The organism is Chitinophaga sp. Ak27 (assembly GCF_012726295.1).
Lineage (GTDB): Bacteria > Bacteroidota > Bacteroidia > Chitinophagales > Chitinophagaceae > Chitinophaga.
The window spans coordinates 213,620-228,985 of record NZ_JABAOB010000011.1 but is presented as its reverse complement, the minus strand read 5'-3'; the positions used below and the strand labels follow the sequence as shown (position 1 = coordinate 228,985).

The window sequence follows — 15,366 nt, the reverse complement described above, 5'->3', positions numbered from 1 at the left end:
TAACATACCAGCTGTAGCAGCTTTACCGGTAGCGGGTTGCTACCGGCAGGAATTCTTTTACCCTTATGTTTAAATCGTTTATATGTCACAGTTATCTCAACGGATAATAGCGGCACTGCTTTGCCTCCTGGTGAGTGGAGGTGTAGTGGCGCAGCAAAAAAATGCGCCGGCTCCCTCGCCCGACCACTGTTCATCTTCCAGGGCCATGCAGGAGTTGTATAAAAAGCACCCGGCCTCCTTACAGGCTGCTCGCAAACAAGAAGCCTATATCAGCAGCATCGTAGCTAAAATGCGGGAACAACGACGCACCCTGGCTACCCAGCCGGTACAATATACTATCCCGGTAGTATTTCATGTCAACGACCCAGTAAATCCTTATAAGGTAACCATGGAACAAATCCGCTCTGCTATGGATATCCTGAATCAGGACTATAACTTGGCCAATGCGGATTATTCGCAGATTGATCCCCGCTTTATAGGTCTGGCTGCTAACCTGCACATTACCTTTCGCCTCGCCGATATTGACCCACAGGGGAATCCGACTACCGGCGTAACCTACCACTATAACGATCTGGATGGTCGTTCTCCCGATGGATCGGGCGCCGCGGTGAAAAGCGTTTCCTACTGGCCGTCGGAAAAATACCTCAATATCTGGATCGTTAGCGAGGTAGAACAGAAAGGTGTGTATAATAATTCCGGGTGGACCTACCTGCCCGATGACTGGGTAGCGGCCAATCACCTCGACGGGGTAGTTTATAACTGGCGTTACCTCGGGGCGCCAGGCGTAGGTTGCTCCGAAAACGGTTACCCCTATATGAAACGGGTACTGACCCACGAAGTAGGGCATTTTCTCAACCTGGAACATACCTTTGAAAACGGATGTAATGCACCGGGAGATGGGGTAGACGATACGCCTCCTACCTTATCAAACTATGGCGGGTGTAATCTCAACGCCAACTCTTGCGGTCCGGTAGCCAACGTAGAAAACTATATGGACTATTCCTCCTGCACCAAGATGTTTACGGTCGGGCAAAGTGACCGGATGCTGGCTGCGTTGACCAGCACCGTTGCCCACCGAAATAACTTGTGGTCGGCCGCCAACCTCGCCGCTACCTTATTACAGGATTCTGTCAAACGACTGGTGCCCGGGTTCACTTTATTCAACGAGAGCGACGCGAATAACGGTGCACTCACAATGGCCGATACCCTCAAATTGCTGGGTGGTGCTACGTTTGCGTTCAATAGCGGCAACCTGGTGCAGGGCACGCACTTCACCGTGCAACAGCTGCCGGCTGGCCTTACCCCGGTGATACAGGTGGTTAACAATACCACCGCCGTGTTGTCGTTCACCAGCAATGCTGCGCAACATAATGCTGTCAACAGCACCGATAGCCTAAAGGTTACTTTCCTGAACGCTGCCATTCAGGGTGGTGTAGGCGCGTTATACCGGCCATATATCAACCTGGGTATTCATTTCATAGATCCATATAAGATCGTGTATAACGATATTCCCGACATTGTGATTAACAGTGCAAATATCTGGACCTACTTCAGCTTCAACGCGGGGGACGGTGATTTTGGCGGGTGGCTCAACAGTGGCAAACTCCGGTTGGAAACCTATCAGAAAGCAGCCGTTTGCGAAGGCAGTTCCAGGAACATCTCCCCGCTGCCTGTCAATACGCTGATCGGCGATACGTCTAACTTCGTGGCTGGCGGCGCTTATCCTGATGAACACGATATTTACAGCAACACCTATACGAAATGGGCAGGCAAAACGGCCTATATAGGCGTTAAATTTACGCTGAACGGCAAGCCTCGTTACGGTTGGATTCGTATTGCTGTAGCTGCTGATGGCAGCAGCTATGTAATTAAAGACTACGCCTGGAACCAGGCGCCCAATGGTAGTATTGCCGCAGGCAACGCCGGCGCGCCTACGCTTTCCTGGTCCCGGTCGCAGTTCCGCGAAACACTGGCTAACAACGGCGCCTTCAGCGATACCGCCGAAATAGGTATTCTCGGTAACACCTTTGCTATCGGCAGCGGTATCTTTACCCGTAATACGCACTATACCGTCAGCAACCTGCCGGCGGGACTAAACGTGGAGCTGAAAGCCCTGAACAATACCACGGCGCGTTTAGCCTTTACCGGTAGTGCCGCCAGTAACGCTGCCTCCAACAGTGGCGTGGTTACCATCAATATATTGCCCGCCGCCTTTAGCAATCAACAGCCGGCCGACAGCAGCCAGAAACAGTTGTCGCTTAGCTTCCGCGACCCATATACCATTAAGTATGTGGACGTAAACGATACGGTGTATACAATTAACGCCACCAACAACTGGTATTATTTCCTGGTAGATAATATCCCGGAAGCGGCCTATGGGTTATGGTCCGACAGCGGGAAGCTGCGACTGGAAACCTACCAGCAGCCCATGGTTTGCGATGGCGCAACCAAAAACATTTCCCTGCTGGCGCTGAATACTGTTATCAGCGATACCTCACATTTCGTAGCAGGCGGAGCTTACCCCGATGAGCATAACCTCGTAACCACCACCTATTCTACGTGGAAAGGTAAAACAGGTTATGCCGGCTTTACCTTCACGGCCGGTGGCGAACATTTCTATGGCTGGTTCAGATTTAAAGTAGCGGCTAACGGCAGCAGCTATACGCTGATGGACTATGCTTACAATACTATGCCCGGTGGCAGCATCAAAGCTGGTCAATCGGCCCCTGCAACCGCCGACACCAGCGTACACGTACAGGACTACTGCACTGCCAGCACCGCGCTAAATTACAACACCATTACCCGGGTACGGCTGGCCAATCTCGACAACAGCTCGCAATGGGACGGGTATAAAGATTTTACCGCCCAATCGGCTACGGTCACCGCCGGTGGCTCCTACCAGCTGCAGATCAACCTGGCGGTGGAGTACTGGCCGGATATTTCGGTGGCTGCATGGGTAGACTGGAATGGCGACAAACAGCTCAATGATACCACGGAGAAAATATTTGTGAAACGTGGCAGCGGTCCGTTTACCCAAACCATTACTGTACCGGCTAACGCTAAAACCGGCGCCACCCTGCTTCGGGTAAGGATGGGATATGGCAGCAATGTGAAACCCTGTGGGGTAGATTCCTACCAGGGTGAGGTAGAAGACTATACCATCAAAGTAACCGGTGGAACCATGTTGGCTAAAAAACAGGATGCCAATGTTAATACCAACCGGCTGAATGCCACCAGTCCGTTTACCGATAAAATCAATATCACCTACCAGTCGCCGGTAGCGGGTATGGTACTGGTACGCATGTATGATATGAATGGCTATATACAGAAGGAACAACAACACCAGGTGGTGAAAGGGAACAATTATCTACAGCTGGATAATCTGTCGCTGTTGGGCTCCGGCATTTACATTATTGATATTTCCAATGGTACGAGTCATCGTACTACCAAGGTAGTGAAGTAGCTGTAGAAAGCAGAAGGCAGAAAGCAAAAAGCAGAAAGCAGAAAGCTATTGTAGCGAATGATCGATCCGGATATTTATCCGATACATGATCGCTACAATAGCTTTTTGCTTTCTGCCTTCTGCTTACCAGGTTAAAATATGTATACTTGAGGTTAATTTTTACATAGGTTACTCACGGGAAATATAATACTTTGGCGGCTCATAACCTGTTCCCGGTGGCATTGTCTTCTCCACATAAAAATATAGCACCTTTGCCTGTGCCTGACAGCAAGCCTGCTGCCGGAGAAGCCCTTGCCGTTTTCTGGACCGAATTCCAGCAACATAACGAACATGGCTTGTATAAGATCTATCATGAACTGTACGATAACCTGTATCATTACGGAATATCCGTGGTGCTGGATCAGCAAATGGTAAAAGAAGCCATCAACGATGTATTCGTGGAGTTGTGGAAGAAACGGGAGCAGCTGATCATGCCGGATCATATCCCCAATTATATATTTATCTGTTTCAAACGCCGCCTCAGCAAACTGTTGGGCAAAGAGCATAAACGCTCTGCCAAATATGCGGGACAGCTGTTCCAGGAGCCGGAAGAACAGCCCTACGAGGCCGTGCTCATCGGCATGGAGGCGGATGTACAGTTACGCCATAAAATGGAAAAGGTGCTGGCACAGTTAACAGCCAGGCAAAAAGAGTTTATCCACCTGCGTTTTTATGAAAATATGAGCATGGAAGAAATATCCCTTAAAACTTCCGCCTCTGTACGTACTATTTATAATACCCTGCATACCGCTATGGTACAGCTTCGCAGGATTTTGTCCTTCTTGTCACTCACCTTGCTGTGGTATTTAGTAAAATAATTTTCATTTTCTTTAGTAAAAAAGAAAAGTACCGGTCCTCTTTACATTAAACGGGCAATTCATGAACCTACAGGCCTTCATGGCGGAAGATTTTATGCTGAACGAATCCTTTGTACGTTACTGTCTGCAGAGTAACGACGAAGATGTTGCTTTTTGGAACGACTGGATTGCACGGAACCCTCATAAACGGCCAGAAACGGAGAAGGCGAGGGAATGGGTGCTGCGCCTGGGGGTACGACTCAACGCTTCCGAGAAGCAGGAAGAATTCAACAAGCTTCGCGCAATGATTGAAACGGACCGTGTCCATGGAAAACGCCGGCAAAACTACCTGCCGTATGTGGCCGCGGCAGCTATGTTTGCAGGGGCTATCGTTGGCGCATGGTTGTGGAAAAAACAACCGCGCACCGCGCATAGCACCGCCGCCATGGCGTATACCACGTACCACGCGGATAGTGTTCGTAAACAGGTAATACTGGCAGACGGGAGTACGGTGATCCTGAACTGCAACAGTACATTAAAAGTCCCTGCCAGCTTTAATCAGCAGGAACGCCACCTGATCCTGCAAGGCGAGGCGTTGTATGATGTACAGAAAGATGACAAACGCCCATTTACGGTAACCGCCGGGCAGGCTACTGTACAGGTACTGGGCACGGTGTTTAAAGTAAGGGCCTATCTTTTTGAAAACAATGTGCAGGTGTCATTGCTATCCGGGAAAGTGAACGTAGCAGCCAACAATGCGGCAGCGGCACTGTTGCCGGGACAAAAGGTGACAACGAGCCGGGGAAGGCTGATTGCCGGCACATTTGATGCTGCAAGGGAATCGGACTGGCGCAGTGGACGATTGTTATTTAAAGATGCTTCCCTCCAGGAAATAGCCAGCTTACTGGAGTATTGGTACGGTGTTAAGGTGCATGTAGCACCCCGCAATTATCAGGCTATTCATTTCAATGGCCAGTTCATGAACAAGTCTTTACCAGAGGTGATTGCCTCTATTACTTACATCACTAATCTTAAAATTAATATCTCCAAAAACGAGTTATTTATCAACCAATAGTGAGCGCAGCAAGGCTGCTATTCCATTCTAAACTATAAACTTTCTGACGTTATGAGAAAGCAAAGCATCTCTTGTCATTACAAGAGTATAACCCGGCGTGTGTGCTGTATTGCGCTGGCGGTATGTTTACTGTCGTGGGTACAGATACCCGAGGGGCTAAAAAATAAAGTCGAAATAGGATTTTCTCAGTCGAGTGTACTCAACGCGCTTCGCTACCTGGAGAAAAATACCGCGTTAAAATTCTCTTATAACCGCGATGACCTGGAACGTACCGCCAAATTTTCTATCGACAAAAAAGTACGTACGGTAGAAACACTGTTAAAAGATATCTGCGCCGCCGCAGGCCTTGAATACCGGGTTACCAACGACATGATCCTGGTAAAACGCGCCCCTGTGCCGCCAGCGGTAACCAATGTGGAACAGCAAAAGGAGCACGAGCTGCAGGGTATCGTAAAGGCCGCCACCGGCGAGCTGATTCCCGGCGCCACCATTAAGGTAAAAGGCAGCAACAAAGGTACTTTCACCACAGAAGACGGAAAGTTTAAGCTCGCCGGCGTACCGGAAAATGCTGTACTTGAAATTGCCTACATCGGCTATGAACCTCAGGAAGTTGCCGTGGGTGGCCGTAACGATATCAGCATCACCCTGCAGGCATCTGTGAAAGTACTGGACCAGGTGGTAGTAGTGGGATATGGTACGCAAAAACAAGGTAACGTTACCGCCGCCATCTCTTCCGTAAAAGGCTCCGCTATCCAGAACATGGCTACCAACAACCCGGTAGACGCCCTCCAGGGAAGAGTAGCCGGCCTGTCTGTTACCAGCACTGGCGGCCAGCCCGGCGCCATGGCCGATGTACGCATCCGCGGCCTCAGCACATTTGGTAACCACCGGCCACTCTTCATCATCGATGGCTCTCCCGGCGATCCCACTTACCTGAGCAATAACGACATCGCGTCCATGGAAGTGCTGAAAGATGGCGCCGCAGCTTCTATTTATGGTTCCTCCAGTGCCAACGGCGTAGTGATCATCACCACCAAAAAAGGGAAGAAAGGCGCACCGGTGATCGACTTCAACGCCTACTACGGCCTGGTAAGCCCTACCAGTAAATACAAACTCCTGGATGCCGACGGATATAAATCGGTACTCAAAATGATGTATCAGAATGCCGGCCGCAATTTGCCCGCCTACGTGACCAAGAATACCGGCGTTAATACCAACTGGCAGGATGAAATCTCCCAACAGGGTAACGCAGAAAACTATAACCTCAACCTGCGCGGTGGAGGCGATTATATTACCTATGCCCTCAGTGGAGATATTACCAATGAAAAAGGTAATTTCATCGGATCTGATTTTAAAAAGAAAACAGTACGCTCCCGCAATGAATACAAAAAAGGTATTTTAACGGTAGAAGCTAACCTGACCTACTCCGAGACTAAAACGCAGGTACAGAAATTTTCCCTCCGGGAAGCTTATTTTCAGTCGCCTTTGCTCCCGGTGCTCGACAGCAGTGAAAAATACGGATATGGCTTAACGGTAAACGGGTTGCCTAAATACCAGAATCCCGTAGGCGCCGATCATTATTTCCAATCATACAACACTACCCAGTATTTCAACGTAAACACCCGCCTAACCCTTGATCTATGGAAGGGGCTGAAAGCGGTAACGAACCTCAACCTGGTAAATGCCAACAACTTTGATTTCGCTTTCCGACCCGCTGTCCGGATCAATGCCAACGATGGCGCCGTACCCTATGCTTATCTCTATAACCAGCGCGCCAACAACCGGCAACGCCTAATGGAAAACCTGCTTTACTACGATTTCAATAAAGGAAAACACGCGCTCAATGTACTCGCGGGCTACACAGCACAGGAAACTACCAGCGATTGGCTGAACGTTACAGCCGATGGTAAAACTATTGTACGTACTATACAGGACGGGCAATTGGTTGAAAAAACAGTGCCCGGCGGATTCCTGGATCCGTCTTTCGTTACCATGGACGGCGCATTGGGAGGGACTTTCGGCGCCGGAGGCAGCAAAACAAAATATGTACGCCTGTCTACCCTCGGTCGCATCAACTACGCCTACGATGATAAATACATGATCCAGGTATCCGTGAGAAGAGATGGCTCCTCCAAATTCGACCTGGCCAAACGCTACAGCGTATTCCCTTCTGTAGCCCTGGGATGGAATATCCAGAAAGAAAGCTTTATGAACACTATCAGCTGGCTGGATATGTTGAAATTGCGCGCCAGCTATGGTGAACTGGGAACAGAAGAAGCATTGCTGCCTTATGATCACCTGAATCTCATGTATGTCGACAATACCTGGTTAGGCGGCTATGTACAGGGGAGCGGCAGCACGCCATGGACCGGTATCATCGGGCAGGACCTGCTGGGCCGCGAGCTGCACTGGGAAACCAGCCGTTCTTCCAATATAGGCGTCGACTTCGCCCTGCTGCAAAATAGACTGAGCGGATCTTTCAACGTGTTTAACAATAAAACAGATGGCTTGCTGATCACCAAAGAAGTACCCCCTTCTTCCGGCGTAAATAACCCTACGCTGAACGTAGGTAAAATCAGCAACCGGGGATGGGAACTTGAGTTTACATACAGCAAACACGAAAACGCCCTCCAATACAGTCTCACCGGTACGCTTAGCAGCGTGAAAAATAAAGTGGTAACACTGGCCAACGAAGGGCAGACGTTATATGGTACAGGTCTGAAATTCGGTGCGGACCATATTGCCAACCAAACCCGTGTAGGCAAAGAAGTAGGGGCGTTTTACCTGTATGAAGCAGATGGCATATTCCAGTCAGATGCTGAAGCAGCCAACTACAAAAATAAAGCGGGCGATCGCCTGCAACCTGCCGCCAAAGCAGGCGATATCCGGTTTAAAGATACCAATGGAGACGGCGTGATCGATGAAAATGATAAAACCTACCAGGGATCAGGCTTCCCTAAACTGGAATATGGATTCAATATCACACTCAATTACAAAGGGTTCGACCTGGTACTGTTCCTGCAAGGGGTAAGCGGCAACAAAATCTACAATGGTAACCGCTTCGAGCTGGAAGGCATGGACGCCGGCCGTAATTTCCTCACCACCACCTTAAATGCCTGGACACCAGATAATACCCATACAAATATACCACGTGCCGTATTGGGCGACCCTAACAGGAATGCCCGCGAATCTACCCGCTTCCTGGAAAATGGCAACTACCTGCGGATGAAAACGATCCAGCTGGGTTATACGTTCCCCCAAAGCATCCTGGGTCGTTATAAAATACAAAAGCTGCGCCTGTTTGCCAGCGGACAAAACCTGTTAACGCTTACCCACTACAGTGGGCTGGACCCGGAAATAGGCAGAGCCTCCGTACTCAACACCGGTATGGATCGTATGGCATACCCTCAGAACAAGAAAGTGATACTGGGTGCGCAATTGTCTTTCTAAGCATAAAATTATTCAAGATGAGAAAATTACACGTCTATATACCGCTGATACTTGCCCTGATGGCGATAGTACCAGGTTGCAGCAAGGATGTTTTAAACCAGCGCTCTCCTGATAAACTGGAAAGTGACTTGTACTGGACTTCCAAAGAAAGAGCGTTGTCGGGCCTGGCCGCCGCCTATTCACAGGTGGAAGGATTTATTTATTGGGATAACTATGTGGAAGCCCGTTCAGTACGCGAATTCTACCGGGAAGACTATGTGGAAGCCGGCGATGATGCCTATAACTATTCCTGGTGGATAGAGCACTTTAACTTCAACTTTACCTCCGGCAACTATGCGATAGATTTGTTATGGAGAGAAAATTACCGCGGTATTTATTACACCAACCAGGTACTGGAAAACGTAGCCGCCATGCAGCCTTCCATGATAGACGATGCTTCCCGCAAACAGATCCTGGGAGAAGCCCATTTCCTGCGCGCCTACTATCATTACAAACTCCTGGTGGATTTTGAAAAGATCATCATCCGGGATAAGGTTCCACAGAAAGAGGCAGAACTGCCCAAAGGCTTAGCTGATCGTAAAGAGACATGGGACTTTATCTGCAACGAGTTAAAAGCGGCAGAAGCAGTGCTGCCACTGAGAAGCGAGCGCCCTGATGCAGAGCTGGGGCGGGCTACCAAAGGCGCTGCACAGGCATTCCTGGGTAAAGTTTACCTGTACCGCGCCGGAGAAGATAAAGGTGCGGCGCCTGCGCTGCTGGCAGCATCGTCCGACTGGTTCGGCAAAGTACTGGCTTCCAACCAATACCACCTGGAAGATAACTATATGTCCATGTTCAATGGCGTTGGCAAAAATACCGCCGAGTCTATCTTTGAATTGCAGCAGTCTTCCGACGTAAACAACGGGGCTTCCTATGGCTCCTACCTGGCCGACTGGATGGCTGCCTCGCAAATGGGTGGTTACGGCGAAATTTACGGTACGCCGCGTTTACTCACGGAAATGCTGAAGGAGGGAAAAACCGCTACCGATCAACTGTACGACCACCGCGTTTATGCCAACCTCGTTTTCAATGATCCATATTTCAACGATGCCAATAATCCCCGTGCCTACGGATATACATACAACCAGATTTTTGAGGCAGGTACCAACGTGGTTGCCTTCAGGAAATGGATTCCGGCATCACTCGATCGTTTAGGAAACGACAATGCCCTCAACATACCATTGATCCGCCTGGCGGATGTAATGCTGATGCAGGCAGAAGTACTCAATGAACTGGGGAAGCCCGGCGCTATGAGTCTCATCAATGACGTAAGAGCCCGCGCAAAAATGCCGGCGTTAAACCTCACCGTCAAGGACGATATCTTCAAACAGATCATGCATGAAAGAGTGATGGAGCTCACCCTGGAAAACTGCCGCTACTACGACTTACGCAGGTGGGGATTGCTGGAAACAGAAATGAAGGAAGCCGGTCGTAAGTATACCGCCGACAAAGCCTTCTATCCGCTTCCATTGAAAGAAACGGTGAATAATCCGATGGCTAACTAAGGGGAAGTATGTATAAGAAAATAGGTTTGTTATTCGCGATAAGCGCCAGCGTTACTACCGCTCAAGCACAAACGAATGATTGGGAAAATCCGGGAAAAGTAGCTCAACATGTTTTAGCCCCGCATGCCCACTTCATACCCTATACCAACGCAGCCGCAGCTGTACGCCGGGATTCCGCGCGTGCAGCTGTCATGCTGCTCGACGGTACCTGGCATTTTCATATTGCCCGCAACCCCGGCGCCCGGCCCCGGGATTTTTACCGCACCGATTTTGATGTATCTCAATGGAAAAAAATACGGGTGCCGGAAAACTGGCAGACAGCAGGATTTGACAGCTACATTTTTACAGATGTAGAATATCCTTTCAAACCAGATCCTCCCAAGGTGCCGGCAGACTTCAACCCGGTGGGTTCCTATCGCCGCGATTTTGAATTGCCCGCTAACTGGAAAAATAAGCAGGTATGGATACACCTGGGCGCTGTAAACTCTTTCTTCTACCTGTGGATCAATGGGCATTACCTGGGTTTCAGCAAAGACAGTAAAACCCCTACGGAATTTGATATTACGCCTTACCTGAAAACGGGCGCCAATAACGTTTCCATCCAGGTATTCCGTTTCAGCGACGGATCGTACCTGGAAGGACAGGATATGTGGAAACTCAGCGGAATTGAAAGAAGCATATATCTCGTAGCCAGACCTGAATTGTGTGTATTTGATTTCTTTGCTAAACCCTTGCTGACCAACCAGTACAAAGATGGTAACCTGGACCTGCTGCTGCAACTGAACCGCCGCCCTTTGCCTGCAGAGGCGGGGCAACGGATCCGCGTGAAGCTATTGGATAAGGATAAAACTATCTTAACGAGAGAATGGCAGATAGAAAGGGATAGCACCTGGGAGATGAAGGCAGTATTGACCGACATCAGGTCCTGGAATGCGGAACGCCCTGCCCTGTATACTTTGGTGATAACGCATTACGGCCGGAATGGCGCCGAGCTGGAAAGCGTAGCCCATCGGATTGGCTTCCGTACCGTTGAAATCAAAGGCGGACAGCTGTTGCTAAACGGCGTACCTATCCATATCAAAGGCGTTAACCGCCACGAGCACGATATGTACCGTGCCCGCGTGATATCGCATGAAGGCATGCGCCATGATATTGAAGTGATGAAACAATACAATATCAACGCCGTGCGTAACAGCCACTACCCCGATACTGAGGAATGGTATGACCTCTGCGATGAATATGGTATTTACCTGGTAGATGAAGCCAACATAGAATGCGATGGCATGTCGCTGACACCACTGCAAACCTTGTCAGATAAGCCCGAATGGGAACAGGCCTACCTGCACCGCACCAAACGCATGGTGGAACGGGATAAAAATTATTGCAGTATCATTACCTGGTCGCTGGGCAATGAAAGCGGCTTTGGCGATAACTTCATCACCACCTATAAATACATCAAGGCAAAAGACAATACCAGGCCGGTGCAGTATGAAGCCGCTGGCTCCAATCCGTGGACAGACATCATTTGCCCGATGTATAAATCGATCTATACGTTACAGCAAAAATACCTGCTGGCAAATGACCCGCGTCCCATTATTCAATGCGAATATGCGCATATGATGGGTAATGGCGGTGGTAACCTGCTGGATGACTGGGAATTGTTTTACCAGCATCCCCGCTTGCAGGGCGGATTTATCTGGGACTTTGCTGACCAGACATTTTTAAAAACAGATGCCAATGGCCGACAGATATGGGCCTATGGCGCCGACATGGGCACTGTAGGCGCTACCAGCGATACCAGCTTTTGTGCCGACGGTATGCTGGCGGCCGACCGTACGCCGCATCCGCAGGCATTTGAAGTCAGGAAAGTATACCAGAACATACAAATTAAGCCGGCAGGAACACAATGGCGTATCACTAATCGCTTTGATTTTACTAACCTGCAAGACTATACGATCCGCTGGAAAATCAAGGGAGATGGTGCAGATGTCGCCACCGACGTAATACCGCCGCTGGCCCTGGCGCCAGGGAAAGACACGCTGCTGGCCATTGCTCTACCTGATTTTGCACCCACTGCCGGCACGCACTATTACCTGCATTTTGAAACATTGTCGCCTGACCAGGCGGTAGTGGCCACGGAGCAATATCCGTTACCTGCTTATATACCGGTGGTAAAACAAACCATGGACGGACCACCTTTGCAGGTAACGGAAGATGGGACCATTGGTAATACGCTGTTTAAAGCCCGGTTTAATAAAATAACCGGTTGGCTCGATAGTTATACCTCCGGCAACCAATCCCTCCTGCAAAGTCCTTTACAGCCTAACTTCTGGCGGGCGGCCACCGATAATGATATTGGCAACAGCGGGCAAATCCGTTGCGGCATCTGGCAACATGCGCTGCAAAATGCGGAACTGAAGGAGCTGAAAATTACACCGGTAAATGCTACCCGTACGGAGGTGAAAACAATACACTATCTGCCTACTGTAAAGGTAACCTACACTACCACCTATACGGTGTTTGTAAACGGTGATATCAACGTGGCGGCTGAGTTTATGCCGGCAGATACTACGTTGCCGGAACTGCCGCGCATGGGTATGCGCATGATCTTACCGCCCAACTACAACCAGGTAAGCTGGTTGGGACGAGGCCCGTTCGATAACTACCAGGACAGGAAATACGCCGCCGACGTTGACGTATATATGATGCCGGCAGACGCGCTGTTCCATCCTTATCCCCGTGCGCAGGAAAGCGGACATCGTACCGATGTGCGCTGGATGGCCATGCAGGATAAAGATAAGTCCGGTTGGATGTTCCTGTCAGACACATTGCTTAGCGCAGGCGTGCTCCATTTTGATATGGCGCAACTGGACTTCGACCGCCGGCAGAATAAACACGGCCATTCTATTCTCAATGACAATGGGATATGGTGGGATATTGATTACCTGCAACAGGGAGTAGGGGGAGATAACAGCTGGGGCGCTAAACCGCATCCACAATACCAGTTACCCTGCCGCCCTTATCAATATTCATTTACATTAAGAAGATTAACGCCCGGCATGAATGCGGTACAACAAGCTAAACTAAGTTTTGAATAATATGAGGAAATGGTGGTGGTTATTGTGTTGCAGCGCCCTTGGGGTGAAAGCGCAGCAGGTAGACAGGCAGCAGTTTACAGACGTATTGGACATAAAACATTTTGTAAAAGACAACGCTGATGTAGCCGTTAATTTTTTTTCAGACATGGGGGCCTGGCATGCTTACGCTTTGCCGGCACGCAGCGCCGACTACGGCGGTTTTATCGGCCCCCTGTTGATGGAAATGGAGGGACGTTGGCTAAGCAACAGCATCGCGAAGTTGCATGTATCAGCGGAGGACAAAACGTGGCAGCCAGAAAATGGAACTACGCACTATTACCCTGGGCTGATAGAACAAAGTTACCGGCTGAAAGACATACAGGTGCGTCTGCACCTGATTTTCACGAGTCGTACTACCGCCATGCTCCATACGGAATTGACCAACCTGGGCCGCAAACCCCTCCGGCTGCACCTGCGGTGGGAGGGAAGCATCTCTCTGCCATCAAAAGAATGGCAGCAGCATGGCCAGCAACTGAGTACTAACGTAAATGGGCATACGTTTTATATCGATTATTTGTCCACCGGCAAATGGGATATCCATTTAACGGATACCGGGTATACGTCGGCAAAAACGATCTTGTTACCGGCAAAAGGCCATTGGCAGGAAACGCAGTGCCATAGCTACCGGCAGCGGGATACCATCACTGCCAGCTTTGACGTTGCCTTACAACAAAACCATTCCCGCTGGAATGGCTACCTGCAATCGGTATTGGGCAACGATACCATCCTCCAACGCCTGAAAGTAAAATGCCTGATGACATTGATGACCAACTGGCGCAGTGCATATGGTCACCTGAAGCATGACGGTATTTTCCCTTCCGCCAGCTACCAGGGCTTCTATGGATTCTGGGCCTGGGACAGCTGGAAACAGGCTGCCGCTACCTGCCTGTTCTATCCCGCATTGGCAAAAGATAATATCCGCGCCATGTTTGACTACCAACAGCCCGATGGAATGGTGATCGATTGTATCTATGCCGATAGCAGCGAAAACAATGCCCGTGATACCAAGCCTCCATTGGCGGCGTGGGCAGTATGGGAAGTATTCCGGCATACAGGCGATACCGCTTTTGTAAGAGAGATGTATGCACCGTTGGTACGTTATCATCGGTGGTGGTACGCCGACAGGGATCACGACCGGGACAGTCTTTGCGAATACGGCGCTACTGATGGCACCCGCATTGCCGCCGCCTGGGAAAGTGGCATGGACAATGCCGTACGGTTCGACCATGCCCGTATGCAGCAAAACCATGACCATGCCTGGTCGCTGAATCAGTCATCGGTCGATTTGAATGCTTACCTCTATGCAGAAAAGCAGTATCTTGGCAAAATGGCCACCCTATTGCGTCTGGAGGATGTTTGGACAGCTCCGGCAGCAGCGTTGAAAGAGAAAATTAATCAACAATATTTTGATACGGCTACGGGGTTTTATTATGATAGTCACGATTCCCTGGTGAAAATACAAGGAGCGGAAGGCTGGATACCGCTATGGGCGGGCATTGCCACGCCTGCACAGGCAGTGGACGTAGCGGCCGTCATGCAGCAGCCAGCGAAGTTCAATACCAAAGTGCCCTTGCCGGTATTAGCAGCCGATCATCCCGCCTTTGATCCCCTCAAGGGCTACTGGCGCGGACCGGTATGGCTGGACCAGTTTTATTTTGGTATCATGGGATTAGAAGCATACGGATACCAGCAACAGGCGGATGCCCTGCTAACGAAGCTGTGGGAGCATGCAGAAGGGATGAAGGATAATCATCCGTTGTATGAAAACTATCATCCCCTCACTGGGAAAGGGTTGAATGCAAGGAACTTCAGCTGGTCGGCAGCACATATATTATTGTTATTACAGCGTAAATAAAGTATT

7 protein-coding genes are annotated in these 15,366 nt (G+C 49.8%); all 7 read left to right on the top strand.

Going from position 1 to position 15,366, the window contains the following annotated elements:
- Positions 1–82: 82 nt before the first annotated feature.
- The 7 genes from HGH90_RS28820 (at position 83) to HGH90_RS28790 (ending at position 15,360) form a co-directional block, all read left to right on the top strand.
- On the top strand, positions 83–3,463 hold the full coding sequence (locus HGH90_RS28820; RefSeq protein ID WP_169192513.1) for a M43 family zinc metalloprotease: 3,381 nt from the start codon (positions 83–85) through the stop codon (positions 3,461–3,463).
- 191 nt (positions 3,464–3,654) lie between these two features.
- Positions 3,655–4,320 (top strand): RNA polymerase sigma factor, encoded by a 666-nt coding sequence (locus HGH90_RS28815; protein ID WP_168765404.1) that lies wholly within the window; start codon positions 3,655–3,657, stop codon positions 4,318–4,320.
- A gap of 61 nt (positions 4,321–4,381) precedes the next feature.
- Entirely contained in the window at positions 4,382–5,374 is a 993-nt protein-coding gene (locus HGH90_RS28810; RefSeq protein ID WP_168765403.1) for a FecR family protein, read from the top strand.
- A gap of 51 nt (positions 5,375–5,425) precedes the next feature.
- Complete coding sequence (locus HGH90_RS28805; protein WP_169192512.1) at positions 5,426–8,824, top strand: SusC/RagA family TonB-linked outer membrane protein; 3,399 nt, start codon at positions 5,426–5,428, stop codon at positions 8,822–8,824.
- A 17-nt stretch (positions 8,825–8,841) separates the two neighbouring features.
- Positions 8,842–10,368, top strand: a complete 1,527-nt coding sequence (locus HGH90_RS28800; RefSeq protein WP_169192511.1) for a RagB/SusD family nutrient uptake outer membrane protein — start codon at positions 8,842–8,844, stop codon at positions 10,366–10,368.
- Between the two features lie 8 nt (positions 10,369–10,376).
- Positions 10,377–13,466, top strand: coding sequence for a glycoside hydrolase family 2 TIM barrel-domain containing protein (locus tag HGH90_RS28795; protein ID WP_169192510.1), 3,090 nt, complete (start codon positions 10,377–10,379; stop codon positions 13,464–13,466).
- A 1-nt stretch (position 13,467) separates the two neighbouring features.
- Positions 13,468–15,360, top strand: coding sequence for an MGH1-like glycoside hydrolase domain-containing protein (locus HGH90_RS28790; RefSeq protein WP_169192509.1), 1,893 nt, complete (start codon positions 13,468–13,470; stop codon positions 15,358–15,360).
- Positions 15,361–15,366: the final 6 nt, after the last annotated feature.